This is a genomic window from Marinomonas sp. THO17 (assembly GCF_040436405.1).
GTDB lineage: Bacteria > Pseudomonadota > Gammaproteobacteria > Pseudomonadales > Marinomonadaceae > Marinomonas.
In genome coordinates this window covers 1,051,195-1,078,023 of sequence record NZ_AP031575.1, presented here as the reverse complement: position 1 = coordinate 1,078,023, position 26,829 = coordinate 1,051,195, and the positions used below count along the sequence as shown (strand labels likewise).

The window sequence follows — 26,829 nt, the reverse complement described above, 5'->3', positions numbered from 1 at the left end:
TGAAAAATTTGCCTCATGAAAACGAAAGGAAAGGTTATGGCAGAGCGCACCCAGAAAACAACTTGTCCATATTGCGGCGTAGGCTGTGGTGTGAACCTGACTCTGCCTGCAAACCAGTCAGATGCTTTTCCACCAGTATCAGGGGATCAAGATCACCCTGCGAACTTTGGTCATCTTTGCGTGAAAGGCAGTAGTTTGGCACAAACCCTGGGCAGTGAAGACAGATTGCTCAACCCCAAGGTATTTGGCAAAGATGTTCCATGGCAAGAGGCCATAGACACCATTAGTAATAAGATTCAGCAGGTCGTCGCTGAACATGGCCCAGATGCGTTTGCGTTTTATTTGTCTGGTCAAATTTTGACGGAAGATTATTATGTTGCCAATAAGCTTGCGAAAGGCTTTATTGGCACTGCAAATGTGGACACCAATTCTCGTTTATGCATGGCCTCAGCCGTGGTGGCGTACAAACGCTCTTTAGGTTCAGATACTGTGCCTTGTAATTACGAGGATTTAGAAAGTTGCGATTTATTGATCATGGTGGGATCTAACGCAGCATGGACACATCCTATTTTGTACCAGCGCATTGCTGCTGCCAAGCAAGCTCGTCCGCACATGAAAGTGGTGGTGATTGACCCTAGAAGAACTGCAACTTGTGACATTGCCGATTTACATCTTGCTATTAAACCCGGTTCGGATGCGGCAATTTTTTCTTATCTATTAAGCTTTTCCGAACAAGAAGGCTTGCTTGATTCAGGTTTTATTGATCAGCATACCTCAGGTTTTCATGAAACCTTACAGCAGGCTCAAAAAGCCACTCCTAACTTATTAGCTACGGCCGATTTTTGCGCTATCAACGCGGAAGAATTAGTGACCTTGGCCAGTTGGTGGAAGGACAATGACAAAAGTGTCACCTTCTATTCTCAAGGAATCAACCAATCTTCCTCCGGTGTGGATAAATGCAACGCTATTATTAATTGTCATCTGGCGACAGGTCGAATTGGTAAAGAAGGGGCGGGGCCGTTTTCCATTACTGGTCAGCCTAATGCCATGGGAGGACGAGAGGTTGGTGGTTTGGCCAATCAATTGGCTGCACATATGGATTTTGCTACACCGGGTGCCATTGAACTTGTTGAGCGATTTTGGCAGGCGCCTAATATGGCAACCGAAAATGGACTAAAAGCGGTGGATTTATTTCAAGCTATGGAGGCTGGAAAGGTCAAAGTGGTGTGGATCATGTCGACCAATCCTATGGTGAGTTTGCCAGATACCGCGCAGGTGCGGCGTGCCTTAGAAAAGTGTGAGTTGGTCATCGTTAGCGACTGCAAAGCGCATACTGATACTACGGCGATGGCTGATGTTTTGTTGCCCGCCACAGGCTGGAGTGAAAAAAATGGTACTGTGACCAATTCTGAGCGACGTATTTCTAGACAGCGTGGATTATTACCTGCGCCAGGAGAGGCCAAACATGATTGGTGGGCGGTGTGTGAAGTCGCCAAAAGTTTAGGCTATCGTGCGGCGTTTTCGTATCAGGATGTCCATGAAATTTTTGTCGAGCACGCAGCCCTGTCGGCATTTGAAAATGGCGGCAAGCGCGATTTTGATATCGGTCACTTTAGTCGTATGAATAAACAAGAGTACGATGCTTTAGTACCTGTGCAATGGCCAGTGCCCAAAGGTAAACCACAAGGCACGCAACGTCTGTTTACGGACGGTCACTTTTATACTCCGGATGGTCGTGCCCGATTTGTTCCTATTACACCAAGCTTGCCTCAGCAAGCAGTGAATGCCGATTGGCCTTTTGTACTGAATACAGGACGAGTACGGGATCAATGGCATACCATGACCAGAACCGGAGATGCCGCTTCTTTATCGCGTCATACGGATCAACCTTATGCGGAAATTCACCCTAAAGATGCTCGTCAACTTGGTGTGCAAGATCTGGGCTTGATTAAGGTGCAATCCGCACAAGGGGAAGTATGTGTCAGAGTGAAAGTAAGCCGCACAACCGCGCCTGGCCAGATTTTTGTTCCCATCCATTGGACTCAACAATTTGCCAATAATGCTGTGGTGTCAAAACTGATACCACAAGTGGTTGATCCATTGTCAGGGCAACCAGAATCCAAACAAGCTCGCGTGAAGTTGATGACGGTTCAGCCTGCCGCCTATGGTCTGATTGCGAGTCGTTATCCATTGCCGCAAATGGATTTTCTTTACTGGTGTCGAGTGCCATCAGAGTTTGGATATCACTATCAGATAGCCTTGGACGAGATGCTTGATAAGGCAGTTTGGCAAGCGCAATTAGCGAATGCCTTGGCGGCCTCACAACAGGTGGATTGGTTGCACTATGACAATGCTCTGACTCACCAACAACGATTAGCCGGTTTGTCCAATGGTGAATTGATGTTTGTTGTCTACTTACAGGCTTCACCAGAGAAACTTGCTGTGGATTGGTTGGTAGAGAAATTAGCGCCCGCAGCCAAAGTGTCTGAACTGGAGCGTATGGCGATTTTAGCTGGAAGCTTGGCGACAGCAGAGGATAAAGGTGAAATTGTTTGTTCGTGTTTTCAGGTGGGCAGTAAACAAATTCAAAAGGCTGTGGCAGAAGGAGCTTCTACCGTCACTGAGTTGGGCGTAGAGTTAAAGTGTGGTACGAATTGTGGTTCTTGTATTCCTGAACTAAAACCTTTTATTCCAATACAAGTGGAGCAAAGTGCATGAGTGATGAATTCAAAACCTATGTACAGATTTTAGGGCGTGGAAAAAAAGGCGCTCGATCATTAACAGAACAAGAAGCGGAACGGGCAATGAGCTTATTGCTCAATGAAGAGGTTGCGCCAGAGCAAGCCGGTGCTTTTTGGATGCTGATTCGAATTCGCGAAGAGACAGTGGCGGAAACGGTTGGTTTTACCCGGGCCACGCGTCGTTTTCTTGCTCAGCAAGATCGCTTGCAAGAAAAGGTTGATCTAGATTGGCCAGCTTATGCTGGTAAACGCAATGAATTACCTTGGTTTTTATTGGCGGCTTTGGCGCTTGCCAACGCCGGGGTACGTGTCTTGATGCATGGACACGCATTTGTTGGCGAAGAGCGTATTTACGTCAATCAGGTGTTACAAGCTTTCGAGCTTGAGGAGTCTGATTCGGTTATTGCAGCAGATATTGCTCTGCAAAAAAACAATTTTGCTTTTATGAGTTTGACAGCTATTCATCCTGTATTAGCTCGCATGATGGATTTAAAACATATATTAGGGTTACGTTCCCCTGTGAATACTGTGGTGCGTATGATGAATCCTTTTTCCGCTCCACACAGCGTTCATGGTGTATTCCATCGGGGCTATGATGAATTACATCTGCAAGCCTGCGAAGCTTTACATGACAATTCAGTGTTAGTGTTTCGTGGTGGTAATGGGGAAGCGGAAGTGAATCCTGAGCGCGATGTCACCTTAGGCAAATGGCAAAGCCAACAAGCCAGTTGGAGCCGTTGGAGCAAAGCCGAAACGAGTTATAAGCGTTGTAAGGACAATTTGGCTGTGTCGCGTATGTTGGATCACTGGCAAGGTAAAAGCTCAGATCCATTTGGGCAGCAAGCGGTTCGTCAGACATTGGCAGCCGTGGTGGGGTTAGTTTATCGTATTGAGTCACACGCAGCTTGCTTGGCAATGGCAGATGAAATTTGGTCTAATCGTCATTTTCAATGGTTAGCAAAAGCGAATTAAAATATGGATATAACCTCTGTAACAGGTGTCGTTTTAGCGGGTGGTAAGGGTGAAAGAGTATCAGGTGAAGACAAGGGGTTATTGTCTTTTCGTGGTAAGCCCATGGCACAACATGTCGCCAATACGTTAGATAAAGTAGTGGATCGTGTCGTCATTAATGCCAATCGTCATTTGGCAGAGTATGAGGAATTGGGTTTTGAAGTATGTGCTGATGACATACAAATGTTAGACATAGGGCCTTTGGCGGGTTTGTACACTTGCTTGTCTGATATGAAAACTTCGCATCTTATCATTTCTCCTTGTGATACCCCTTTAATCTCTGTTGCAGCGTTTGAGGCCTTGTTAGCAGCAGCAAAACATAGCCCCACTCAAATTCATTATTTACATAATGATCAAGGGAGCCATCCGTTACATGCCATTATGCCGGTGGCGTCGAGTTTGTTTGCTTTAGACGTATTCCTCAGCAGCCAAGATGGCCTTTCAGTCTTGTCATTTTATGAAGACTTCGGCTGTCAGCCAGTCTGTTGGCGACTTGATAATGAGCTATCCAATTTCAACAGTTGGGAAGACTTAAAGTCGCTCAAATGACTCAATATCTAGGGAATAGGATTCGCCGTCTTCCTTGTGAACCAATTTGACGAGCAAGTAGTCTAATTCGGGGACAAACCAGAAAGAAGTCTGTTTACCTTTGCTGAGGTTGTCTGTACGTACCATTTTGATGGCGGATAGATAACCTAGTTTAGTCTTGATAGTCTCCGTTTTTTCTCGTTGAAATAGCCAGTTTTTGATGTAGCCGCCGTCAGCAATCAGATAATCAAATTGGTTTTTACCTTGTTTTAAGTCTTGACGAATCTGTAACTGAATAGAGAGTTTGTCCAATGTGTTTGGGCTGATGGTCAGGTTCCAAGGTTTTTCTTCAACATCATTACGTACCAAGCGTTTTTTCCAATCAAAGGTTAAAGTCGCTTTGCGCGTTTTGCCCAGTACTTTGGTTTTATAATGGTATTGGGTTGGAATAATTTGATGATCGCGGACGTAGAATTCTGATGATTCCATTAACGAAGCAATAAGGCTGTCAGCAGTAAAAATAAACTTCCACATGTCACCTGTTTGCTTGGAAAGTGTTTGTTTGCCTTCGACTTTTAGACTGATGCCTTTTTTCCATACGGTACTGTATACCGCAGAGTAAGCTTGCAAAAAAGGGTCGTTATTGTCATTTGCAATCTTGTTATCAGTAATCGCTTCATTCGCAAAAGCAAGCATAGGAATAGACATAAAAAATGCAATTAACCAAATTGAGATTTTATGAATTCCCATGCTTTCTCCTATCTAATTTAACCCTTGATGATAACGAACACCGGTTTCCTCTAGTGTCTCACCATCCAATAGGGCTTTGCCTTGCTGTAATATCAGTCGCTCTTCGCTAAACCATTTTACCGCCAGAGGATAAATGACATGTTCAAGAGCATGTACCTTCTGAGCCAAGCTGTCAGCATTGTCGGTTGCTGCTATTGGCGTGCTGGCTTGAAGAATAACTGCACCAGCATCTAATTCAGAGCTGACAAAATGAACCGACACACCATGTTCTGCTTCCTGTGCATCAATGGCTCTTTGATGTGTGTTTAAGCCTTTGAATTTAGGTAACAGTGAAGGATGAATGTTAAGCATTCTACCTTCATAATGTTGCGTAAAGGTTTCAGTTAAAATGCGCATAAAGCCGGCTAAAACGACTAATTTAGGTTGATACTGATCGATCAATTCTTGTAACGCTAAATCGAATGCTTCGCGAGATTCAAATTCTTTATGACTTAAAGCATGGTTTGGGATGTTTGCTTTTTTTGCTCGCTCCAAACCAAAAGCATCGGCCTTATTGCTAATGACGGCTTTGATCTCAACATCTAATTTGCCTTGCAGACTTTGATCAATCAAAGCCTGCAAATTGCTACCACTGCCTGAAATCAGAACAACAATGGGACAACTCATGCGTTTGACTCAAGGTCAGAAATGAGTACGTCTTTGCCACCATTGCGTGGGCAAATTTCACCAATGATCCAAGCCTCTTCGCCTTCTGCTTGCAGAATGGCCAGCGCTTTATCTGCTTGATCCGCATTAATAGACAGTACCATGCCAACGCCACAGTTTAGAACACGGTACATCTCTTCTTGCTCGACATTTCCTTGTTCTTGAAGCCAATCAAATACCGCTGGACGAGTCCAACTATTGGCGTCGATTTTAGCGGCAGCATCTTCTGGTAAAACGCGAGGAATGTTTTCAAGTAAGCCGCCCCCTGTAATGTGAGCTAACGCATTGACCTGCACACTTTCCATTAATTTCAGGATGGATTTTACATAAATACGCGTTGGTGCCATCAAAGCGTCTTTTAAAGCCACGCCCTGGATGTCGGTGTTTAAATCCGCTTGGCTAACTTCCAGTATCTTACGAATCAAAGAGTAACCATTAGAGTGAGGGCCTGAAGAGCCAAGTGCGATCAACTTATCGCCCGCTTTCACATTACTGCCATCAATAATCTTGTCTTCTTCAGCAACTCCCACACAGAAGCCTGCTAAGTCGTAGTCACCATCGTGGTACATACCCGGCATTTCTGCCGTTTCTCCGCCCACAAGAGCACAACCAGCTTGCAAGCAACCTTCGCCAATGCCGGTCACAACATGCGCTGCCACATCCACGTCCAGTTTGCCTGTGGCATAGTAATCTAGGAACAACAAGGGTTCGGCACCCGCAACGACGAGATCATTTACACACATGGCAACCAAGTCGATGCCAATGGTGTCGTGTTGGTTTAAATCCATAGCCAAACGCAATTTGGTACCTACACCATCCGTGCCAGAAACCAATACAGGTTTTTTGTACTTTGTTGGCAAACGGGTTAAGGCGCCGAAACCGCCAAGGCCGCCCATAACCTCTGGGCGGTGAGTTTTTTTACTAACGCCTTTAATGCGCTCAACAAGTTGGTTGCCTGCGTTGATGTCGACGCCTGCGTCTTTATAACTAATCGATGGTTTATCCGACTTGGTCATTGCCTATGCCTTATCATGGTACGAGGAAAAAAAGGGCATTTTAGCATAGTGACGCATTAGGGCTATGGTTCTTTGCTATTAAGACAGTAGAATAGACAAAATAAACGAAGGAAGGGCTATGAATTTTCGTATATTTTTTCTACTTATCAGTTTTTGGTTTGTGTCGTCTGCGCAAGCGGTCAATGTAAAAGGTTTATACAGTGCAGAGATAAACTTGCCTGTGACACAATCGGAAGCGCAAATGTTGAATAAAGCCTTTGCTCTGGCTGCAGAGCAGGTGTTGATAAAAGTGTCTGGTAATAAAGAAGCTATTTCAGGCGATTTGTTACTTCAGGCGCAGCAACAAGCGTCCAGTTGGGTGGCGCAGCATTCGGTTGCTTCTTTGAATGAGTTACTGCCTAGTGATGGTGGTTTGGTGCCGGGTAAGCAAATTCGAGTGACCTTTTATCAAGAGTCCATTGATAGCTTTTTATCCCAAAATGCTTTGCCTGTTTGGGGTAACAATCGTCCTTCTGTGTTGGTGTGGTTGGCCAGTGAGAATAATGGTATTCGTCGTCTGTCTGGCTCCAATGCTCCTTCCCAGATATTAAATGATTTTGCCCTAGCCAGCAGTCGAGTTGGTGTGCCCATTTATGCTCCTTTAATTGATGCAACAGATCTACAAAGTATCACAGCGGCAGATGTTTGGGGCTTCTTTGAAGACAGTATTGCCGATGCAAGTAAGCGATATCAGACGGATGCTGTGGCGGCTTTGCGTGTCAGTAGCTATGCTGGACACATAGGTGGTAGCTTGTTGGTGATGCAAAAGGCAGGTGAAACGGAGCGATTTACGCTTACTGGGGATACCTTGGAAGCCTTATTGGATCAAGCCAGTGCCAAATTGGCTTATGTATTTGCCTCACGATATGCATCTGTTCGTAATGCGGGTTCGGCAAGCGTGCTGACCATGCAGATTGGTGGGGTCAACAATTATGCTTCTATGGCCAAGGTTCAGGCATATTTAGAAAGTATTGGTGTGGTTCGAGAAGTCACCTTAGTGCAAGTGAAAGAGGAACAAGTGGAATACCGAATTGCGGTAGATGGTGATAAACAGAAATTGTTCAACTCTATTTCCTTGAGCAGTTTGTTAGTGGAAACGCCGCTTAATGCGCTTGATCCTGATGCTAACCGAGTGGTTTCTTATTTATATAGTGGAGTGAATTAATGGCGGATATTCCTGCAGAGCAAGTGGTTGCTCGTGATTTTTATGCACGTTCTGCAGAGGAGCAGCAAGACTTTTTGACTCAAACTTGGTGCAATCGCTGTCAAGCAATGGATCTTGGTATGATTGAACCGGAAGAGTTTGAGGCACAAGGTCGAATTTGGATTGAGGGTAAGTGCGCAAAATGCGGTGATAAAACCGTAACGGAAATCGTCGAAGAAGACGAAGAATAAACCGATAATTCACATTTCATCATAAAAAAACGCGCCGACTTGGCGCGTTTTTTTATGAGCAGACAGGGCTATTTCTTGTCTGCTGTATAATCTCGTTGTGTGTGACCTACATACAATTGACGTGGACGGCCAATTTTGTATGGTCCAGAGATCATTTCGTTCCAGTGTGAAATCCAACCAATAGTACGAGACATGGCGAAAATCACAGTAAACATGCTAGTTGGAATGCCAATGGCTTTCATAATGATGCCAGAGTAGAAGTCTACGTTCGGGTAAAGCTTGCGCTCAACGAAGTAAGGGTCTTCCAGGGCGATTTGCTCAAGGCGTTTAGCGATCTTCAATAGCGGATCATCCGATTGACCAAGCTCTGCCAATACTTGGTCACAAGTTTCGCGCATAACTTTGGCACGTGGATCAAAGTTTTTGTATACACGGTGACCGAAGCCCATTAGACGGAATGGATCATTCTTGTCTTTGGCTTTGGCAATGAACTCATCGATGTTTTCAACGTCACCGATTTCTTCCAACATGGTTAATACCGCTTCGTTAGCACCACCGTGGGCAGGGCCCCATAGCGTAGCGATACCTGCTGCGATACAAGCAAATGGGTTAGCACCAGAAGAGCCTGCTAAACGTACTGTGGAAGTCGACGCATTTTGTTCGTGATCGGCGTGCAAAACAAAGATGCGATCCATAGCTTTCGCAAATACAGGATTGACCTTGTATTCTTCACAGGGCGTGGCGAACATCATGTACAAAAAGTTTTCCGCATAAGACAAGTCGTTACGAGGGTACATGACTGGCTGATCTTTTGAGTATTTGTAGCAGATCGCAGCCAATGTCGGCATTTTGGATATCAAACGGAACGCTGCAATTTCACGATGTTCTGGATTGTTGATGTCCATATGATCTTGGTAGAAAGCGGATAGGGCACCCACTAGTCCACACATAATTGCCATTGGGTGAGCATCATTACGGAAGCCCTCAATGAACTTATGCATGGATTGGTTTACCATGGTGTGCTTACCAACCGTTTGTTCAAATGTTTCTTTTTGCTCTTTAGTTGGTAATTCTCCATAAAGCAGCAAGTAACAGGTTTCTAAGTAATCTGAATGTTCTGCAAGTTGCGCAATAGGGTAGCCGCGATGCAGAAGAATGCCAGCTTCACCGTCAATGTAGGTGATCGCAGATTCGCAAGAGCCGGTAGACATAAAGCCTGGGTCATAGGTGAAAACACCGTTGGCACCAAGGCTACGAACGTCTACAACGTCGGTGCCGAGAGTACCTGAAAGGACTGGCAGTTCGATGGATTTATCGATCCCGTCCACTTTAAGTAGCGCTTTTTTATCAGCCATTTGTGGTCTCCTTCATATTCTGGTCCGGGGCTAAGAATTCATTATATTTGATTATCCAGGCCCAGAAGGTGCGAGAAAAAATACTGTTTATAGACCATAAAAGTCAATCTTGACTACTGACACTTTGTTGACTAGGACAGTCTGTTTTTTGTAATAAACTGACGAAATACTAGGGTTAGACTTGATTAAATGCCATACAAGTATTTTGTAACGTTATGTTTATAAAAGATAAAACAAGTGTTTTTTATGGCAACATTTATGTAATTTTATACCATTATTGTTTCGGTTTATGGCTACATTCATTTGATGAATGGTGATCATTGAAAACACCTTGTCTTGTCTATTTGTCTTAGCATTTTTTGCTGGTCTATAATTGCGCCCCAGATAATTCCATTGATTTGTTTGTGGTTATTAAAAGAGAGTCGCTTTTAGTAAAGCATTTGTAAATCGATGGGGTTTTCAAATTCAGTCCTATGTGGCTAGTGATCGATTTGCTTAATACAAGCGTAGACATAGGCATAGGGTCGTGATTGACCATTCAATCAAAAAGATGGTGTATAAATCGTGAGCAAAAAAAGACCAGTCAATCTAGATATTTTAACAATATCCCAGCCAGTAACCGCCATTGTATCCATTCTTCATCGTGTAACGGGAATCATTCTCTTTGTGGGCTTGGTATTCCTTTTTTACGCTTTTGATTTGTCCTTGGATTCACAACAGGGTTTTGATCAAGTTGTTAATACCATGCAAACCAGTTTCCTTGCCAAGTTTATTGTGTGGAGTGTGGTTTCAGCATTGTTGTATCACCTAGTGGCAGGGGTGAAACACTTGTTTATGGACATGGGGTATTTCGAAGAGTTGGACAGCGGTCGCAGTGCGGCAATGGCTAATTTGATTATCGCCGCTGTCTTTATCGTATTAGCAGGAGTGTGGATATGGTAACGCAAATCACAAGCTTTGGCCGTTCCGGTCTATACGATTGGATGATGCAGCGAGTCTCTGCACTTGTCCTATCTATTTATACATTGTTCATTATTGGTTATCTGGTGGCCAACCCAGACTTAACTTATGAACAGTGGAGTGCGCTTTACGAAACTACTTGGATGCGCATTTTTAGTTTGTTGGTCTTGTTGTCTATCGGTATCCATTCTTGGATCGGATTGTGGTCTGTTTCGACTGACTATATTAAAGCAACAGGTGCTCGTTTCATTTTTCAATCTCTATGCGGTTTAGCTATGTTTGTTTACATCGTGTGGGGCATTCAGGTTCTTTGGGGGCTATAAGTAATGGCGAATATTCGTACGATTTCATTTGATGCCATTGTAATCGGTGGTGGCGGTGCTGGTATGCGTGCTGCTCTTCAGTTAACTGAGACAGGTTTGGATACCGCATGTATCACAAAAGTCTTCCCAACGCGTTCTCACACAGTATCAGCGCAGGGTGGTATTACCTGTGCAATCGCAAGTGATGACCCAAACGATGATTGGCGCTGGCACATGTACGACACGGTAAAAGGGTCGGACTACATTGGTGACCAAGACGCTATCGAATACATGTGTTCTGTCGGCCCTCAAGCGGTTTTTGAGCTTGAGCACATGGGGTTGCCTTTCTCTCGTACTGAACAAGGTCGTATTTATCAGCGTCCTTTCGGTGGTCAGTCGAAAGATTTCGGTAAAGGTGGTCAGGCAGCGCGTACTTGTGCGGCAGCAGACCGTACTGGTCACGCACTTTTGCATACGCTTTATCAAGCTAACCTGAAAGGTGGCACAACTTTCTTTAATGAGTGGTACGCAACTGACCTTGTGAAAAATAACGACGGTGCTGTTGTTGGTGTGATCGCTATCTGTATCGAAACGGGTGAGACGGTTTACCTGAAAGCCAAAGCAACGGTTATCGCCACTGGTGGTGCTGGTCGTATTTACCAGTCTACTACGAATGCCCACATCAATACGGGTGATGGTATCGGTATGGCGTTGCGTGCTGGTTTCCCAATGCAAGATATGGAAATGTGGCAGTTCCACCCAACCGGTATCTACGGTGCGGGTACGCTTGTAACGGAAGGTTGTCGTGGTGAAGGTGGTTACCTGATCAATAAAGATGGCGAGCGCTTTATGGAGCGTTATGCGCCAAACGCGAAAGACCTTGCTGGTCGTGATGTGGTTGCACGTTCTATGATCTTAGAGATTCTTGAAGGCCGTGGTTGTGGCCCGGATGGTGATCATGTATTGCTAAAACTGGATCACCTAGGTGAAGAGACATTGAATAAGCGTCTGCCAGGTATCCTAGAATTGTCTCGTACTTTCGCTCACGTTGACCCAGTGAAAGAGCCAATTCCAGTGATTCCAACCTGTCACTACATGATGGGCGGTATCCCAACCAACGTTGGTGGTCAGGCTTTAATGCAAAATGAAGCAGGTGAAGATGTCGTAATCGATGGTCTTTATGCTTGTGGTGAAGCCGCTTGCGTATCGGTACACGGTGCTAACCGCCTAGGTGGTAACTCTTTGCTTGACTTGGTTGTATTCGGTCGTGCGGTTGGTTTGCAGGTGAAGAAATCTCTGGATGAAGGTTTTGACTCCCTAGACGCAACAGACACAGACATTGAAAAAGCCATGGAACGCTTGAATCGTTTGAACGCTTCAACAGGTGGTGAAAGTGTTGCGGAAGTGCGTGCTGACCTGCAACGTGTGATGCAATTGTATTTCGGTGTATTCCGTGAAGGCGACTCTATGCAGAAAGGCCTAGAGCAGCTAGCGGAAATTCGTAAGCGTATTGAAAATCTTCACCTTGCTGATAAGAGTGAAGCCTTCAATACTGCTCGTATTGAAGCTCTTGAGCTTGAAAACTTGCTTGAAGTGGCAGAGGCAACAGCCGTTCCTGCTGAATTCCGTAAAGAGAGTCGTGGTGCTCACGCCCGTAACGACTTCACTGAGCGTGATGATGAGAACTGGTTGAAACACTCTCTGTATCACCCAGCGGATAAGAAAGTGACTAAGCGTGACGTTAACTTCGCGCCTAAAACAATGGAAGCTTTCCCACCTAAAGCACGTTCTTACTAAGGAGTTATGTGAATGTTAGTTAGTATTTATCGCTATAATCCTGAGAAGGACGATGCTCCTTACATGCAGGACTACGAAGTTGAGTTACCAGAAGGTAAAGACCTGATGGTGCTAGACGTTCTGAACTTGTTGAAAGCGCAAGATCCGACCATTTCTTACCGCCGCTCATGCCGTGAAGGTGTGTGTGGTTCAGATGGTATGAATATGTCTGGTAAGAACGGATTGGCTTGTATTACAACGGTTTCTACTGCCGCTAAAGGCAACAAGCTGGTGTTACGTCCACTGCCTGGGTTGCCAGTAGTGCGTGACTTGGTTGTTGATATGGGGCAGTTCTACAAGCAGTATGAAAAGATTCGTCCATATTTGATGAACGATACGCCAGCGCCAGCAATCGAGCGTCTGCAAAGTCCTGAAGAGCGTGAAAAGCTTGATGGTCTATATGAGTGTATCTTGTGTGCATGTTGTTCAACCGCCTGTCCATCTTTCTGGTGGAACCCAGATAAGTTTGTTGGGCCTTCTGGTTTGTTACAAGCTTACCGTTTCTTGGCGGACAGCCGTGACAATGCAACGCAAGAGCGTTTGAGTGAGTTGGATGATCCGTTTAGTGTGTTTCGTTGCCACGGTATTATGAACTGTGTGAACGTGTGTCCTAAAGGGTTAAACCCAACGAAGGCAATTGGTAATATCCGTTCTATGTTGCTACAAAGAGCAACCTGATCGATGGAAGATGCAGTTAGTATCAAGTTGATCTACAATTAACTGCCGATATCGGCGGCTTGAATCCTGATTCAATGCCGCCATTTTTGCATATTCTCCGCTGGAGAATAAGATGAAAAGAATTTAAAATTCGACCTTTACGAGCAAGGATGTGCTAAGAAAAGTCGCTAACTCAGTGATTATGGATTCAAAGTGTTTCATCAATTGAGTGACATGCTTTTAGTGGCTTAGTATTGAACGTAATAGGGCGAAAGTAGCTGGAAGTAAACAAAAAATCGAGACTGTAATAAGTCTTACGGGCCTGATAAAAAGATCAATCGTTAGATTGAACCGGGACCCCGGTAGCTGGCTCGAACATAAGGGTGATCGAGAATGCACGAAAGTTTAATGGAGTTGCTGTGGAGCACCTCTCATTTTTCAGGTGGAAACTTGGAATATGTAGAAGGGTTGTTTGAAAGCTACCTCGTCGATCCGAATTCAGTTTCGGAAGAATGGCGGAAATGTTTTGACCAATTGCCTCGCGTTAGCGAAGCCCAGTCAACAGATCTTCCTCATTCAGTGATTCAAGAACAATTTCTGCAAATAAGTAAAAACAAATTCAGAGCGATGCCTGCCAGTGCTGGTGCTGCCGTCAGCTCTGATCATGAGCAGAAACAAATCGGTGTTTTGCAGTTGATTAATGCGTACCGCGTTCGTGGTCATCAACATGCCACATTGGATCCTCTTGGATTACAAAAGCGTGAAAGAGTGGCGGACTTGGATATTGGTTACCACCAATTAACCGGCGCCGATTTGGACACGTCATTTAACGTCAATTCTTTGTTCTTTAACAAAGACAGTATGAAGTTAAGTGAAATCGTATCAGAATTGGAAAAAACTTACTGTGGAAGTATCGGCTATGAGTTTATGCACATTGTTGATACGCAAGAAAAAGCTTGGTTGCAACAGAGAGTAGAATCCGTTCGATCCCGCCCTGAATACTCAAAAGAAACTCGCGAAAGCCTACTAGAACGTCTAACCGCAGCCGAAGGTTTGGAAAAATACCTTGCCAGTCGCTACCCAGGCGCTAAGCGTTTTGGTTTGGAAGGTGGCGAAAGTTTGATCCCTATGGTGAACGAACTGATTCAACGTTCTGGTGCTCTTGGTGCCAAAGAAGTTGTAATTGGTATGGCGCACCGTGGTCGTTTAAACGTTTTGGTGAATACCCTAGGTAAAAATCCGAAAGATCTATTCGACGAATTTGAAGGTAAGAAGCTTGTTAATACCTCTGGTGATGTGAAATACCACCAAGGTTTCTCTTCCAATGTGATGACGGCAGGTGGCGAAGTTCACATCGCTCTGTCTTTCAATCCATCGCACTTGGAAATCGTTTCGCCTGTGGTTGAAGGTTCTGTTCGAGCTCGTCAAGACAGACGTAAAGACAGCACAGGTAAAACCGTAGTGCCAATTTCCATTCACGGTGACGCAGCCTTTGCTGGTCAAGGTGTGGTAATGGAAACCTTCCAAATGTCACAAACTCGTGCTTACCGAACGGGTGGTACGGTTCATATTGTGGTCAATAACCAAGTTGGTTTTACGACGAACCGTCAAGAAGATGCGCGCTCTACTGAATATGCGACAGACGTTGCGAAAATGATTCAAGCACCTATCTTCCATGTGAATGGTGATGATCCAGAAGCCGTGTTGTTCGTAACGCAATTAGCTTTGGATTACCGTTACGAGTTTGGTCGTGATGTGGTGATCGACATGGTATGTTACCGTCGTCGTGGTCACAACGAAACAGATGAGCCTTCTGGTACTCAACCTTTGATGTACAACATCATCAGTAAGTTGAAAACCACGCGTAACCTTTACGCCGATCGCCTAATCAACGAAAGTGTGATCAGTAAGGACGAAGCCGATCAAATGGTAAATGAAAACCGTGAAGATCTGGACAACGGAAGACACGTTGCGAAAAGTTTGGTACTGGAGTCACAAACGAAATTGTTTGTTGATTGGACGCCTTACTTAGGTGTTGAATGGACAGCCGAAGGCGATACCGGTTACCCATTAGCAGAACTACAAGACGTTGCTAAAAAATTGACGCATATTCCAGATGGTATCGTGGTCCAACGTCAGGTACAAAAGATCTATCAAGATCGTGATAAAATGACCGCTGGTGCTTTATCCCTTAACTGGGGTTATGCGGAAACACTTGCTTTCGCAACCTTGCTTGAGCAAGGCTACCCGATTCGCATTACCGGTCAAGATTCTGGTCGCGGCACTTTCTCTCATCGTCATGCTGTTGTGCATAGCCAAAAAGATGGCAGCACTTACATTCCACTGAAACATTTGTCTGATGATCAGCCAACCTTGGATTTGTATGATTCCTATCTTTCTGAGGAAGCAGTACTCGCGTTTGAATATGGTTATGCCAGCACGTCACCACAAGGTTTGGTGATCTGGGAAGCGCAATTTGGTGACTTCGCTAACGGTGCGCAAGTGGTAATTGACCAGTTCATTACCAGTGGTGAGCATAAGTGGGGACGTCTGTGTGGTTTGACTATGTTGTTGCCGCATGGTTATGAAGGTCAAGGGCCTGAGCATTCTTCTGCTCGACTAGAACGTTTCATGCAGTTGTGTGCAGAGTACAATATTCAGGTATGTGTACCGACTACCCCTGCGCAAATTTTCCATATCTTGCGTCGTCAGGCTATTCGCCCAATGCGTCGTCCTTTGATCATTATGTCGCCGAAAAGTTTGTTGCGTCATAAACAAGCTATCTCGACATTGGAAGAATTAGCCGAAGGCAGTTTCAAAACGGTCTTACCAGAAGCGTCTGAAACCATTGCGGCTGATAAAGTAAAACGCGTTGTATTGTGTAGCGGTAAAGTTTATTACGATTTGATTAATCGTCGTGAAGCGTTACAAAAAGAAGACGTTGCTGTAGTTCGTTTGGAGCAATTGTATCCGTTCCCATACGCTGATCTTGAAGTGGTATTGGAGCCTTACAAAAATGTTGAGAGTTTGGTTTGGTGTCAAGAAGAGCCGAAAAACCAAGGCGCTTGGCATTCCAACCGCCACCGTATGAATCGAGTATTGGAAAAACTGTACCCAGAATTGAAGATTCGCTTTGCGGGTCGTATTTCGTCAGCTGCACCAGCAGCGGGTTACATGTCAGTCCATGTTGAAGAGCAAGAAGCACTGGTCAACGACGCACTAGTTGGTTAGTACCATAGCCTGTCAGAGATAAGGGTATAAAATGAGTATTGAAATTAAAGCACCTACTTTTCCAGAATCCGTAGCCGACGGAACCGTGGCTACTTGGCACAAACAGCCAGGCGAAGCTTGTTCTCGTGATGAGCACATCGTTGATATCGAAACCGATAAAGTGGTTCTTGAAGTGGTTGCACCAGCGGATGGTGTGATCTCAGAAATTATTAAAAACGAGGGCGACGTCGTACTAAGCGATGAAGTCCTAGCAAAATTTGAAGAGGGTGGTGCGGCGGCATCTGCTCCAGCAGCAGCGGAACAAACAGCGGCTCCTGCAGCGTCTTCTTCTGCAAAAGAAACGGTACAAATTAAAGCACCAACTTTCCCTGAGTCGGTAGCGGATGGTACGGTTGCGGCATGGCACAAACAACCAGGTGAAGCTTGTTCTCGTGATGAGCACATTGTTGATATCGAAACCGATAAAGTGGTTCTTGAAGTGGTTGCGCCTGCCGATGGTGTGATTGGTGATATTGCCAAAAACGAAGGTGATACCGTATTAAGTGATGAAGTACTAGCCACTTTCCTTGTGGGTGCTTCTGGTGAAGCGGCTGCACCTGCAGCGCAAGCAGCAGCGCCTGCTGCCGCAGTTGAAGCTGGCGATGAAGACGCAGTAGCTGGCCCTGCAGCGCGTAAAGCCTTAGCAGAAGCAGGTTTGACACCAGCTCAAGTGAAAGGGACAGGTAAAGGTGGCCGTATTACTAAAGAAGATGTTGAAGCGGCAGTGAAAGCTAAGCCTGCAGCAGCACCTGCAGCGAAAGCGGCACCCGCTGCAGCTATGCCAGCACTGGGTGCGGATGGTCGTGTTGAAAAACGCGTACCTATGACACGTCTACGTGCCACCATCGCTAAGCGTTTGGTTGAAGCGCAGCAAACAGCGGCAATGTTAACGACTTACAATGAAGTTAACATGGGCCCTGTGATGGAAATTCGTAAGAAGTACAAAGACGAATTCATGAAGGTGCATAACGGTACCAAACTGGGCTTCATGTCTTTCTTCGTGAAGGCGGCAACAGAAGCATTGAAACGCTTCCCAGCAGTAAATGCTTCTATTGATGGTAACGACATGGTCTATCATGGTTACCAAGATATTGGTGTAGCAGTCTCTACCGACCGTGGTTTGATGGTACCTGTATTGCGTAATACTGAAGCTATGGGGCTTGCTGATATCGAATCTTCTATTATGGATTTTGCTATTCGCGGTCGCGAAGGCAAATTGGGTATGGACGACATGCAAGGCGGTACTTTCACCATCACCAACGGTGGTACTTTCGGTTCTTTGATGTCTACACCAATCATTAACCCACCACAAACCGCTATCTTGGGTATGCATAAAATCCAAGAACGTCCAATGGCGGTAAATGGTCAAGTCGTGATTCAGCCAATGATGTATCTGGCTTTGTCTTATGACCATCGTATGATCGACGGCAAAGAAGCGGTTCAGTTCTTAGTAACTATCAAAGAGTTACTAGAAGATCCAGCGCGTCTATTGCTTGAAATCTAAGGTACTTGAAATCTAAGGATTCATACGCATCTAGTGGTATGAACTGAATGCTGAGCGGCGATGGTTTGGGTTACTGCCGCTTAGCTTGACTGAAAAATGGGATCTCTTATGTCTGATAAATTTGATGTTGTTGTAATTGGTGGCGGCCCTGGTGGTTATGTGGCTGCAATCCGTGCTGCTCAGCTTGGTCTGAAGACAGCTTGTATCGAAAAATGGTTAGACAAAGACAACAAGCCACGTTTAGGTGGAACTTGTTTGAACGTTGGCTGTATTCCTTCTAAAGCTTTGTTGGATTCTTCACAAAAATACCATGATGCGAAAGACACATACGGTGTACACGGTATTAGTGTTGGTGATGTATCCATGGACGTTAATGCCATGGTGGATCGCAAAGACAAAATCGTTGACCAACTAACGAGTGGTATCACAGGTTTGTTCAAAGCAAACGGTGTGACGAGCTTTGAAGGTTTCGGTAAGCTGCTAGCGAACAAAAAAGTTGAGTTCACTGCTCACGACGGTACTGTTACTGTCTTCGAAGCAGAGAACGTTATTCTGGCAACAGGTTCTGTGCCTGTGAACATTCCGCCAGCACCACGTACTGGTGACATCATTGTTGATAACGAAGGTGCACTTGAGTTCCGTGAAGTACCTAAGCGCTTGGGTGTTATCGGTGCCGGTGTTATCGGTCTTGAGTTGGGTTCAGTATGGGCGCGTTTGGGTTCTGAAGTGGTTGTGCTTGAAGCGCAAGATGCTTTCCTAAGCCTATGTGATCAAGACTTGTCTAAAGAAGCGGCGAAAATCTTCAAGAAGCAGAAATTGGATATCCGTACTGGCGCGCGCGTGACTGGTAGCCAAATTAATGGTGAAGAAGTGGAAGTGACTTACCTTGATGCAAAAGGTGAAGAGCAGAAGCAAACCTTCGATAAGTTAATTGTTGCGGTTGGCCGTAAGCCTTTCACTGACGGTTGTTTGGCGGCGGATTCAGGTGTCAATCTTGATGAGCGCGGTTTTGTGTTTGTTGACGAGCAGTGCCGAACTTCTGTACCTGGTGTGTTCGCGATTGGTGATATCGTTCGTGGCCCGATGTTGGCACACAAAGCCTCTGAGGAAGGTGTCATGGTAGCGGATATCATTGCGGGTCACAAAGCGCAAATGAACTACGACTGCATTCCTTCTGTCATCTACACTCACCCAGAATTGGCTTGGGTAGGTAAGAGTGAACAAGAGCTTAAAGCAGAAGGCGTTAAATACAAGGTGGGTAAATTCCCATTTGCAGCCTCTGGTCGTGCTATGGCGGCAAACGACACAGATGGTTTTGTTAAGATCATTGCTTGTGAAGAAACAGACCGTATCTTAGGTTGCCATATTATTGGTGGTCATGCGGCTGACTTGATTGCGCAAGCAGTAATAGCAATGGAATTCGGCTCAACAGCAGAAGACATTGCTTTGACTGTATTCGCTCACCCAACAGTAAGTGAAGCAGTTCATGAAGCAGCCTTGGCTGTGGATGGTCACGCAATTCACGTTGCGAACCGTAAAAAGCGTTAATAAAAATTAGATTTGCCGGCTCCTAAGTCGGCAATTTCTGTCTTAATCGACAGAACTTATGTCAATCATTCAGATGAGCGGAAGAATCAAATGAACCTACATGAATATCAGGCTAAACAGCTTTTCGCTGAATATGGCCTGCCAGTATCGACAGGGTACGCAGTAGATACGCCAGAAGAGGCGGTCGAAGCTGCGAAAAAAATTGGTGGCGACAAGTGGGTTGTTAAAGCTCAAGTTCACGCAGGTGGTCGCGGTAAAGCGGGTGGTGTGAAGCTTGTAGATTCTTATGACGAAGTAAAAGCTTTTGCGGCTAACTGGTTGGGTAAAAACCTAGTTACTTACCAAACAGACGCTAATGGTCAGCCAGTGGCTAAGATTCTTGTTGAATCTTGCACTGATATTGCCAATGAATTGTACCTAGGTGCTGTTGTTGACCGTTCGACTCGTAAAGTGGTTTTCATGGCTTCTACTGAAGGTGGTGTGGAAATCGAGAAAGTTGCGGAAGAAACGCCAGAACTTATTCATAAAGCCATCATAGATCCGCTAGTAGGTGCTCAACCTTACCAAGCGCGTGAAATGGCATTCAAAATGGGCCTAAACCCAACTCAAATCAAGCAGTTCACTAAGATCTTCCTTGGTTTGTCGCAAATGTTCCATGACTATGACTTCGCTCTACTAGAAATCAACCCTCTAGTCATCACTGACGAAGGTAACTTGCATTGTCTAGACGGTAAGATCAACATCGATAGCAACGCGGTATACCGTCAGAAGAAAATGCAAGAGTTCCATGATCCATCTCAAGAAGATGAGCGTGAAGCACATGCTGCTCAGTGGGAGCTTAATTATGTTGCTCTAGATGGTAACGTAGGTTGCATGGTAAACGGTGCTGGCCTAGCAATGGGTACTATGGACATAGTTAACCTACACGGCGGTAAGCCAGCTAACTTCCTAGACGTTGGTGGTGGTGCGACTAAAGAACGTGTAGCAGAAGCATTTAAAATCATCCTTTCTGACAGCAATGTTAAAGCCGTATTGGTTAACATCTTTGGTGGTATCGTACGTTGTGACATGATCGCAGAAGGTATCATTGGTGCGGTTGAGCAAGTTGGCGTAAACGTACCTGTTGTTGTACGTTTGGAAGGTACTAACGCAGAGAAAGGCCGTGAAGTTCTCGCTAACTCTGGTCTAGACATCATTGCTGCAACAAGTCTAAAAGACGCAGCTGAACAAGTTGTTAAAGCTGCGGAGGGCAAATAATAATGTCTGTCTTAATTAACAAAGATACGAAAGTCATCTGTCAGGGTTTCACTGGCGGTCAAGGTACGTTCCACTCTGAGCAAGCCATTGCTTACGGAACAAAAATGGTTGGTGGTGTAACGCCTGGTAAAGGCGGTCAAACTCACCTAGGTCTTCCTGTGTTCAACACAGTGAAAGAAGCGGTAGAAGAAACAGGCGCTGAAGCTTCTGTTATCTATGTTCCTGCTCCTTTCGTAAAAGACTCTATCCTAGAAGCAGCTAACGCTGGTATCAAGCTAATCGTTTGTATCACTGAAGGTGTTCCAACCCTTGATATGCTTGATTGTAAAGTAAAATGTGACGAGCTAGGTGTTCGCCTAATCGGTCCTAACTGCCCAGGTGTAATCACCCCAGGCGAATGTAAGATAGGTATCATGCCTGGCCACATTCACTTGCCAGGTAAAGTGGGTATCGTATCTCGTTCTGGTACCTTGACTTACGAAGCGGTTAAGCAAACTACGGATGCTGGTTACGGTCAGTCTACTTGTGTTGGTATCGGTGGTGACCCAATCCCTGGTACTAACTTTATCGACGTTCTAGAAATGTTCCAGAACGATCCACAAACCGAAGCCATCGTTATGATAGGTGAAATCGGTGGTACAGCGGAAGAAGAAGCGGCTGCTTACATCAAAGCAAACGTGACTAAGCCTGTTGTGTCTTACATTGCTGGTGTAACGGCACCTGCTGGTAAGCGTATGGGTCACGCTGGTGCGATCATTTCTGGTGGTAAAGGTACTGCTGACGAGAAATTCGCTGCTCTACAAGACGCTGGCGTTAAGACAGTTCGTTCTCTTGCTGACATAGGTTCTGCATTGAAAGAAATCACTGGCTGGTAAGCAAGTGATGTATTCATCATCATAGATGATAAAATCCTCGCCATTGGCGGGGATTTTTTTTGCGAGAATACTATGTCTAAATGTCCATTTTGCCAGCAAGATGCTGCTTGTGGTCTAGAAAAAGAACAAGCCTGTTGGTGTTTTGTGGAATCTATTCCTCAACAAATGTTGGCTTTATTACCAATAGAAGCGCAAGGCACGGCCTGTGTTTGTCACAAGTGCATACGTCTATATTCAGACAACCCAGATCTTTTTCGATTTGCCTATGTGGAAAAAAATGAAATAACTTTTCTCCAAATTGAACAATATGAACAATAATAAAGTATTCAGTCTGGGAGGTTTACAGAATGTTTCAAAAGTCTCTGTACGATATTGCTGTTATAGGTGGCGGTATTGTGGGCTTATCCACGGCGTGGCAATTACAAACCCGTTATCCAAAATATCGAGTTTTGTTGATAGAGAAAGAGGCGCAAGTTGGTTTGCATCAAACGAGTCATAACTCTGGTGTGATTCATTCAGGTGTCTATTACGCTCCGGGTTCGCTCAAAGCCGATTTCTGCTTTCGTGGTGCAAAAGACACCAAAGCTTTCTGTCGTGAACACGGTATTGATTTTGAAGAGTGCGGTAAATTGCTGGTCGCCACTAATGAAGTGGAAGTTGAGCGCATGCTGGTCTTGCACAAGCAATGCCGTGAAAATGGTTTAAAGGTGGAATTACTTGATGAAGCGGAATTAAATCGTCGCGAGCCAAATATTAAAGGCGTTGCCGCAATGTATGTGCCTTCTACTGGTATAGTGAATTATCAACAAATTTGCTTCAAACTGGCTGAACTATTTGAGCATGCGGGTGGTGCTTTGATGTTAGAAAGTGAAGTCGTGGATTTAGAAGAACACAAGCATTATGTCGACATCAAATTTAAAAAAAATCATTTGCAGGTTGATTTTCTGGTCAGTTGTGGTGGAGTAATGGCTGATCGATTGAGCAAAATGCTGAAGATTCCAACGGATTTTCAAATAATTCCTTTTCGTGGTGAGTATTATCAATTACCCGCACATCACAATAATATTGTGAAGCACCTCATTTATCCTATTCCAGATCCTGAGCTACCTTTTCTTGGCATTCACCTGACGCGTATGATTGACGGCTCGATAATGGTGGGTCCCAATGCGGTGCAAGGTTGGAAGAGAGAAGGCTATGGTCGCATTAATTTTAGTATAAAAGATGTGGCTGAGATGTTGTCTTTTCCTGGTTTCTGGCGGTTACTCAAAACCTATTGGAAAACCGGATTAATCGAAACGAAAAACTCTTGGTTCAAAGCTGGCTATTTACAGCAGGTGCGTAAATACTGTGATCTTATTGAGCTGGAGGACTTACAACCATATCCTACTGGGATTCGTGCACAAGCCGTGATGAAAGATGGTTCACTAGTACATGATTTCCTTTTTGCTGATAGTGAGCGCACTTTGCATGTTTGTAATGCGCCTTCTCCTGCTGCTACCAGTGCCTTCCCCATTGGGGCTTATGTTGCCAATAAAGTCGATGATCAATTGACCAATATTTCGAAAGCCTGATGGCTTTTCTTAAAGGTAAGCGTCGGTTACCTGAAAGGATTGTGTAATAATTTGTTCGAGTTTTGGCAGAGTATCGGATAAGCAGCTAAAGTGATTTCACTATGAGTTGAAAAGAGTGAGTCCAATGATCAAAGTGACAAATGTCTTATCCGAGCAAGCGGTTTTACAGTCTTATCATCTAAATAAGGGACGTGATTCAAGATTTATCAAAGCGATTGTCGGTCTGTTGTTAGTGTCTCAGTTGACCGCCTGTGGCACCCTTCTTTATCCTGATCGTCGTGGTCTGAGTCATGGGCCGATTGATGCTGGAGTGGTGGCTCTTAATGCGATAGGTTTGCTTTTGTTCTTTGTGCCTGGTGTGGTCGCTTTTGGCGTTGATTTTGTGACAGGGACAATTTATTTGCCGGGTGGCGCAACGGCCAGTTTGAATGCAGATGAGTTACAGCAGCTCAAGCAACAAGACAGTGTCGATATTCGACAGGTGCGTACTTTATTGGCGCAAAGAAACGATATTCAATTACCGCAAGCTTTTTATTCCAATGCTCTAGACGCTGTGCCAATGAGCTCTCAACAATCTTTGCATATGGCGATGACCATGCCGATTGAGCAATTGGCCCTATTGTCGACAAAGTAGGCTGTGTTCTCGTACTGTATCTAGCTGTTCGTTAAGGTCTTGATCCAAGTTAAGGGTGAGGACCTTTACGCCAGTTGCCAATATGCCTTGCCAAATATTGCTGGCAATTTCCAGAGATTCCCCTTCAATTTGAATAATCATATCTACTTGATGTTTGGGCACCAATGCGGATATTTCACTAGGAGAATAAACAGTGGAGCCCAACACGCTGGTTCGATTGTTCCAAGGTTCATCATCAATAAAGGCTGCGATAGTAACAGGTCTGCCAGCTTTGCCTTGAAGTAACGCTTCAGCCAAGCAAAAGCAAGCATAATCGATACCGATAAACAGGGTATTGAGAGGGCGTGGCTTAGGTTTAAACAGCCCTCGAATTTTATTCGACATGGCTTGAATGAAATGCTTGGGCTTGTTCATGGGCTTATCATAATCAAGCTGCACCACAAAACCAAGCAGGCAAATAGGAATGATAAGCTTTGAGGCATTGTTAATAGCCAATTTGATGACATTGAGCAACAAACAGATTTTTTATAGGGTTTTGCTATAAAGCTGTTTAGGGCGTCCGCCAGTTTTGTAATCCAGTGTCATGGATACTTGACCTTGCGTTTCTAGATACTCTAAATAACGGCGTGCGGTAATTCGGCTCAAGCTAACGGCTGCACCAATGTCGTCCGCAGTGAAAGGTCCGTTGCCCATCTTTTTCAGGTGTTCTAGCAAGACCTCTAAGGTAGTTTCGTCTATTCCTTTAGGGGTTTTACGACTTTTATCTTGGCTTGATTTTTTTCTAAATAAGGCGTCGATATCTTGTTGATCGACTCTGTCCAGTTTGTTGATGCGTTGCTTGAATTCAGTGTAATCAGCCAAAGCTTGTTCAACCCTAGACATACGAATGGGTTTGACCAAATAATCCATTACGCCTAATTGAATGGCTTTTTCGATGGTTTTGGTTTCACGCTCAGCTGTGGTCATGATAAAACTGGCGTTAGGTAAATCCTGTTTAAGTCTTTGGATGAGCTGTAAGCCATTACCATCAGGAAGACTGATGTCCACCATGACCAACTCGGGTTGAAAGGCAGCCGCTTTCAGTTGAGCTTCGGCCAAGGACTCACAAACGGCCACCACATTGTATCCCGTTTGTTGATTAATGGTGGATTCAAGCACATAGCTGGCTCTAAGGTCATCTTCCACAATCATTACCGCAATGCTGGTCATCTTTTTAAGGCCTGTTTGTCCAAATAAATACTAAAAACGGTGGTATTTTCTTCGCTGCGCTCCCAATCCAAACTGCCATGAAATTGGTCAACGATTTTCCTCACCAGATAAAGTCCAATACCATTTTGCTCGGTATTGTGTTTGCTGCTGACACCAAAGTCTAATATTCGATTTTCTAACTTGGCGTCTATACCTGCACCACTGTCTTCTACTTGTAGCATGATATGAGCATTACGGTCACTGATAAAGAGCTTGACGAAAGCCGTTCTCACATGGCGATTATGCCAAGCCGCCAGCATGGCATTGTCAAGTAAATTGCCTAACAGGGTGACCAAGGCTTCATTAACTTGTGGTGAATAAAGACCGAGCTGGCAATCGCTGTCGATCAATAATTCAAGCTGTAGGTCTTTTGCTTTATTATGCTTCGCAAAAATGAGTCCTGCTACAGCACTGTTTTCAATGGTTTGAATGATCTGACGTAGCATGGCTTGGTCACCATCACTCTCTTGCTGCAGAAATTCCACCGCCTCTGGATAGCGTTCGGCTTGAAGCATACCCGACAGAACATTAAGGCGATTGGTATATTCATGGGTTTTGGCGCGCAGTAAGTCGGCGTAGTTTTTTGTACTGGTGAGTTCTTGTTCGAGGGACTTCTCACCATGATCAGGGTAAAAAACAATGACGTAACCAAAGTTATCTTTTGCATAGGCTAAGGGATAAAGGGTGGCGAGAAAATCCAGTTTACCAATACTGAAATGGCGTTGAATAATGTGACCTTGCGCTTCGAGTGCAAAGTGAGAAAGGCTCTGTGAATAATGCTTCAATGATTTATTGATGACTTCATTCGGCGTGAGCGCCTTCATAGTCAGCCATTCCATTGCCATGCTGTTAACGGCGGTAATTTGTTGTTCGTGATTGACCGCAATAATGCCATCACGAATGCTGTCGAGAATGAGTTCTTGCTCTTTGAACTTGTGAACAATCTCTTCTGGTTCAAGCGTTAAAAAAGTACGTTTTAATTTGGCGATGAATATCATGGCGATTAATACGCCAATAAAATACAGTAAAATCACCAACCAAGCGGCTTCTTTTAAGTGTTGATAGATAAGCTCACTGGTGGTTTTTGATAAATAACCAACGCTCACGGCTCCAATAATCTTGTCTTGATCAAATACCGGTGTGAAGTTTCGTATGGCCTCACCTAAAGACCCTTTCGCCACATTGGTGTAGCTTTGACCCATTTTCAGTACGGGGTAGATATCTTCACCCACAAAGGCTTGACCCACACGCTCAGCCAAGGGATGACTAAGACGAAGAGCTTGAGCATTCACGACAACAATGAAAGAGGCGTCGGTTTGTTGGCGCATGTCTTCCACATACTGTTGGATATTGGCTGCTTGTCCTTGGTTGCTGTTTTTTACGGCTTTAATGACTGTGTCGTCATGGGCGATGACTCTTGCCAATTCCAATCCGCGTTGACTGATGTTGTCCAAATAGGCCGTGCGTAACACATAACCAAACATTGCGGCCGCAGCGATAATGAGCAGGGTGATAGTGGATAGGGTGATCAGAGCGAGATAAGACTTGAGCGTCATATTTGAGATAGGTTTTGACAAAATAAATCCCAATTATAGCGGATTAAAACAGGCGACTAAAGCTGACAAAG

24 protein-coding genes are annotated in these 26,829 nt (G+C 44.8%); 17 read left to right on the top strand and 7 right to left on the bottom strand.

Annotated elements, in window-relative coordinates:
- Nucleotides 1-36: 36 nt before the first annotated feature.
- The 3 genes from ABXS85_RS05070 to mobA are packed head-to-tail and all read left to right on the top strand — an operon-like array spanning nt 37 to nt 4,301.
- Entirely contained in the window at nt 37-2,718 is a 2,682-nt protein-coding gene (locus ABXS85_RS05070; RefSeq protein ID WP_353668951.1) for a nitrate reductase, read from the top strand.
- Nucleotides 2,715-3,713: a glycosyl transferase family protein gene (locus ABXS85_RS05065; RefSeq protein WP_353668950.1), complete on the top strand. Its 999-nt coding sequence runs from the start codon at nt 2,715-2,717 to the stop codon at nt 3,711-3,713. The genes ABXS85_RS05070 and ABXS85_RS05065 overlap by 4 nt, the downstream gene beginning before the upstream one ends.
- 3 nt (nt 3,714-3,716) lie before the next feature.
- Nucleotides 3,717-4,301 (top strand): molybdenum cofactor guanylyltransferase, encoded by a 585-nt coding sequence (gene mobA, locus ABXS85_RS05060; protein WP_353668949.1) that lies wholly within the window; start codon nt 3,717-3,719, stop codon nt 4,299-4,301.
- Here mobA and ABXS85_RS05055 read toward each other — a convergent pair.
- Genes ABXS85_RS05055 through purM form a run of 3 tightly spaced genes read right to left on the bottom strand, consistent with a single transcriptional unit; the run spans nt 4,284 to nt 6,751 of the window.
- Entirely contained in the window at nt 4,284-5,030 is a 747-nt protein-coding gene (locus ABXS85_RS05055) for a DUF3108 domain-containing protein (RefSeq protein ID WP_353668948.1), read from the bottom strand. The genes mobA and ABXS85_RS05055 overlap by 18 nt on opposite strands.
- Nucleotides 5,031-5,042: 12 nt before the next feature.
- Nucleotides 5,043-5,696, bottom strand: a complete 654-nt coding sequence (gene purN / locus ABXS85_RS05050; RefSeq protein WP_353668947.1) for a phosphoribosylglycinamide formyltransferase — start codon at nt 5,694-5,696, stop codon at nt 5,043-5,045.
- The gene (purM, locus tag ABXS85_RS05045; protein ID WP_353668946.1) at nt 5,693-6,751 is read right to left on the bottom strand and encodes a phosphoribosylformylglycinamidine cyclo-ligase; all 1,059 of its coding nucleotides are present in this window, start codon (nt 6,749-6,751) and stop codon (nt 5,693-5,695) included. Before purM ends, purN begins: the two co-directional genes overlap by 4 nt.
- A 118-nt stretch (nt 6,752-6,869) precedes the next feature.
- Here purM and ABXS85_RS05040 point away from each other — a divergent pair, with 118 nt between their 5' ends.
- Nucleotides 6,870-7,955, top strand: coding sequence for a DUF2066 domain-containing protein (locus tag ABXS85_RS05040; protein ID WP_353668945.1), 1,086 nt, complete (start codon nt 6,870-6,872; stop codon nt 7,953-7,955).
- A complete protein-coding gene (locus tag ABXS85_RS05035; RefSeq protein WP_353668944.1) occupies nt 7,955-8,185 on the top strand; it encodes a hypothetical protein in 231 nt (76 codons plus the stop codon). Before ABXS85_RS05040 ends, ABXS85_RS05035 begins: the two co-directional genes overlap by 1 nt.
- 68 nt (nt 8,186-8,253) lie before the next feature.
- On the opposite strand, the gene gltA is transcribed toward ABXS85_RS05035, so the two are convergent.
- Nucleotides 8,254-9,540: a citrate synthase gene (gltA, locus tag ABXS85_RS05030; protein WP_353668943.1), complete on the bottom strand. Its 1,287-nt coding sequence runs from the start codon at nt 9,538-9,540 to the stop codon at nt 8,254-8,256.
- Nucleotides 9,541-10,104: 564 nt separating this feature from the next.
- On the opposite strand from gltA, the gene sdhC reads away from it, so the two are divergent.
- The 12 genes from sdhC to ABXS85_RS04970 all read left to right on the top strand — a co-directional run bounded on the left by sdhC (nt 10,105) and on the right by ABXS85_RS04970 (nt 23,954).
- Complete coding sequence (gene sdhC / locus ABXS85_RS05025; protein ID WP_353668942.1) at nt 10,105-10,482, top strand: succinate dehydrogenase, cytochrome b556 subunit; 378 nt, start codon at nt 10,105-10,107, stop codon at nt 10,480-10,482.
- On the top strand, nt 10,476-10,823 hold the full coding sequence (gene sdhD, locus ABXS85_RS05020) for a succinate dehydrogenase, hydrophobic membrane anchor protein (RefSeq protein WP_353668941.1): 348 nt from the start codon (nt 10,476-10,478) through the stop codon (nt 10,821-10,823). The genes sdhC and sdhD overlap by 7 nt, the downstream gene beginning before the upstream one ends.
- A gap of 3 nt (nt 10,824-10,826) precedes the next feature.
- Nucleotides 10,827-12,599 carry a succinate dehydrogenase flavoprotein subunit gene (sdhA, locus tag ABXS85_RS05015; RefSeq protein ID WP_353668940.1) on the top strand — a complete coding sequence of 591 codons (1,773 nt, stop codon included), beginning with the start codon at nt 10,827-10,829 and terminating at the stop codon, nt 12,597-12,599.
- 12 nt (nt 12,600-12,611) lie between these two features.
- Nucleotides 12,612-13,316, top strand: a complete 705-nt coding sequence (locus ABXS85_RS05010; protein ID WP_353668939.1) for a succinate dehydrogenase iron-sulfur subunit — start codon at nt 12,612-12,614, stop codon at nt 13,314-13,316.
- Between the two features lie 372 nt (nt 13,317-13,688).
- Entirely contained in the window at nt 13,689-16,526 is a 2,838-nt protein-coding gene (locus ABXS85_RS05005) for a 2-oxoglutarate dehydrogenase E1 component (protein ID WP_353668938.1), read from the top strand.
- A 31-nt stretch (nt 16,527-16,557) separates the two neighbouring features.
- Nucleotides 16,558-18,069: a 2-oxoglutarate dehydrogenase complex dihydrolipoyllysine-residue succinyltransferase gene (gene odhB, locus ABXS85_RS05000; protein ID WP_353668937.1), complete on the top strand. Its 1,512-nt coding sequence runs from the start codon at nt 16,558-16,560 to the stop codon at nt 18,067-18,069.
- Nucleotides 18,070-18,177: 108 nt separating this feature from the next.
- Nucleotides 18,178-19,617 (top strand): dihydrolipoyl dehydrogenase, encoded by a 1,440-nt coding sequence (gene lpdA, locus ABXS85_RS04995; RefSeq protein ID WP_353668936.1) that lies wholly within the window; start codon nt 18,178-18,180, stop codon nt 19,615-19,617.
- Nucleotides 19,618-19,707: 90 nt separating this feature from the next.
- Nucleotides 19,708-20,874 (top strand): ADP-forming succinate--CoA ligase subunit beta, encoded by a 1,167-nt coding sequence (sucC, locus tag ABXS85_RS04990; RefSeq protein ID WP_353668935.1) that lies wholly within the window; start codon nt 19,708-19,710, stop codon nt 20,872-20,874.
- Between the two features lie 2 nt (nt 20,875-20,876).
- The gene (gene sucD / locus ABXS85_RS04985) at nt 20,877-21,749 is read left to right on the top strand and encodes a succinate--CoA ligase subunit alpha (RefSeq protein ID WP_353668934.1); all 873 of its coding nucleotides are present in this window, start codon (nt 20,877-20,879) and stop codon (nt 21,747-21,749) included.
- Between the two features lie 72 nt (nt 21,750-21,821).
- Complete coding sequence (locus ABXS85_RS04980; protein ID WP_353668933.1) at nt 21,822-22,067, top strand: cysteine-rich CWC family protein; 246 nt, start codon at nt 21,822-21,824, stop codon at nt 22,065-22,067.
- A 29-nt stretch (nt 22,068-22,096) separates the two neighbouring features.
- Nucleotides 22,097-23,320 (top strand): L-2-hydroxyglutarate oxidase, encoded by a 1,224-nt coding sequence (lhgO, locus tag ABXS85_RS04975; RefSeq protein ID WP_353668932.1) that lies wholly within the window; start codon nt 22,097-22,099, stop codon nt 23,318-23,320.
- Between the two features lie 124 nt (nt 23,321-23,444).
- Nucleotides 23,445-23,954 carry a hypothetical protein gene (locus ABXS85_RS04970; protein ID WP_353668931.1) on the top strand — a complete coding sequence of 170 codons (510 nt, stop codon included), beginning with the start codon at nt 23,445-23,447 and terminating at the stop codon, nt 23,952-23,954.
- On the opposite strand, the gene ABXS85_RS04965 is transcribed toward ABXS85_RS04970, so the two are convergent.
- From ABXS85_RS04965 to ABXS85_RS04955, 3 genes are all read right to left on the bottom strand, one after another.
- Nucleotides 23,937-24,368 (bottom strand): hypothetical protein, encoded by a 432-nt coding sequence (locus ABXS85_RS04965; RefSeq protein ID WP_353668930.1) that lies wholly within the window; start codon nt 24,366-24,368, stop codon nt 23,937-23,939. The genes ABXS85_RS04970 and ABXS85_RS04965 overlap by 18 nt on opposite strands.
- Nucleotides 24,369-24,479: 111 nt before the next feature.
- Nucleotides 24,480-25,163 carry a response regulator gene (locus tag ABXS85_RS04960; RefSeq protein ID WP_353668929.1) on the bottom strand — a complete coding sequence of 228 codons (684 nt, stop codon included), beginning with the start codon at nt 25,161-25,163 and terminating at the stop codon, nt 24,480-24,482.
- Nucleotides 25,160-26,779 (bottom strand): sensor histidine kinase, encoded by a 1,620-nt coding sequence (locus ABXS85_RS04955; RefSeq protein WP_353668928.1) that lies wholly within the window; start codon nt 26,777-26,779, stop codon nt 25,160-25,162. Before ABXS85_RS04955 ends, ABXS85_RS04960 begins: the two co-directional genes overlap by 4 nt.
- Between the last annotated feature and the right edge of the window lie 50 nt (nt 26,780-26,829).

Bases quoted from the DNA above. Each gene is read 5' to 3' on its own strand.
- ABXS85_RS05070 (WP_353668951.1), top strand. From the start codon at position 37: ATGGCAGAGCGCACCCAGAAAACAACTTGTCCATATTGCGGCGTAGGC.
- ABXS85_RS05065 (WP_353668950.1), top strand. From the start codon at position 2,715: ATGAGTGATGAATTCAAAACCTATGTACAGATTTTAGGGCGTGGAAAA.
- mobA (WP_353668949.1), top strand. From the start codon at position 3,717: ATGGATATAACCTCTGTAACAGGTGTCGTTTTAGCGGGTGGTAAGGGT.
- ABXS85_RS05055 (WP_353668948.1), bottom strand. From the start codon at position 5,030: ATGGGAATTCATAAAATCTCAATTTGGTTAATTGCATTTTTTATGTCT.
- purN (WP_353668947.1), bottom strand. From the start codon at position 5,696: ATGAGTTGTCCCATTGTTGTTCTGATTTCAGGCAGTGGTAGCAATTTG.
- purM (WP_353668946.1), bottom strand. From the start codon at position 6,751: ATGACCAAGTCGGATAAACCATCGATTAGTTATAAAGACGCAGGCGTC.
- ABXS85_RS05040 (WP_353668945.1), top strand. From the start codon at position 6,870: ATGAATTTTCGTATATTTTTTCTACTTATCAGTTTTTGGTTTGTGTCG.
- ABXS85_RS05035 (WP_353668944.1), top strand. From the start codon at position 7,955: ATGGCGGATATTCCTGCAGAGCAAGTGGTTGCTCGTGATTTTTATGCA.
- gltA (WP_353668943.1), bottom strand. From the start codon at position 9,540: ATGGCTGATAAAAAAGCGCTACTTAAAGTGGACGGGATCGATAAATCC.
- sdhD (WP_353668941.1), top strand. From the start codon at position 10,476: ATGGTAACGCAAATCACAAGCTTTGGCCGTTCCGGTCTATACGATTGG.
- sdhA (WP_353668940.1), top strand. From the start codon at position 10,827: ATGGCGAATATTCGTACGATTTCATTTGATGCCATTGTAATCGGTGGT.
- ABXS85_RS05010 (WP_353668939.1), top strand. From the start codon at position 12,612: ATGTTAGTTAGTATTTATCGCTATAATCCTGAGAAGGACGATGCTCCT.
- ABXS85_RS05005 (WP_353668938.1), top strand. From the start codon at position 13,689: ATGCACGAAAGTTTAATGGAGTTGCTGTGGAGCACCTCTCATTTTTCA.
- odhB (WP_353668937.1), top strand. From the start codon at position 16,558: ATGAGTATTGAAATTAAAGCACCTACTTTTCCAGAATCCGTAGCCGAC.
- lpdA (WP_353668936.1), top strand. From the start codon at position 18,178: ATGTCTGATAAATTTGATGTTGTTGTAATTGGTGGCGGCCCTGGTGGT.
- sucC (WP_353668935.1), top strand. From the start codon at position 19,708: ATGAACCTACATGAATATCAGGCTAAACAGCTTTTCGCTGAATATGGC.
- sucD (WP_353668934.1), top strand. From the start codon at position 20,877: ATGTCTGTCTTAATTAACAAAGATACGAAAGTCATCTGTCAGGGTTTC.
- ABXS85_RS04980 (WP_353668933.1), top strand. From the start codon at position 21,822: ATGTCTAAATGTCCATTTTGCCAGCAAGATGCTGCTTGTGGTCTAGAA.
- lhgO (WP_353668932.1), top strand. From the start codon at position 22,097: ATGTTTCAAAAGTCTCTGTACGATATTGCTGTTATAGGTGGCGGTATT.
- ABXS85_RS04970 (WP_353668931.1), top strand. From the start codon at position 23,445: ATGATCAAAGTGACAAATGTCTTATCCGAGCAAGCGGTTTTACAGTCT.
- ABXS85_RS04965 (WP_353668930.1), bottom strand. From the start codon at position 24,368: ATGAACAAGCCCAAGCATTTCATTCAAGCCATGTCGAATAAAATTCGA.
- ABXS85_RS04960 (WP_353668929.1), bottom strand. From the start codon at position 25,163: ATGACCAGCATTGCGGTAATGATTGTGGAAGATGACCTTAGAGCCAGC.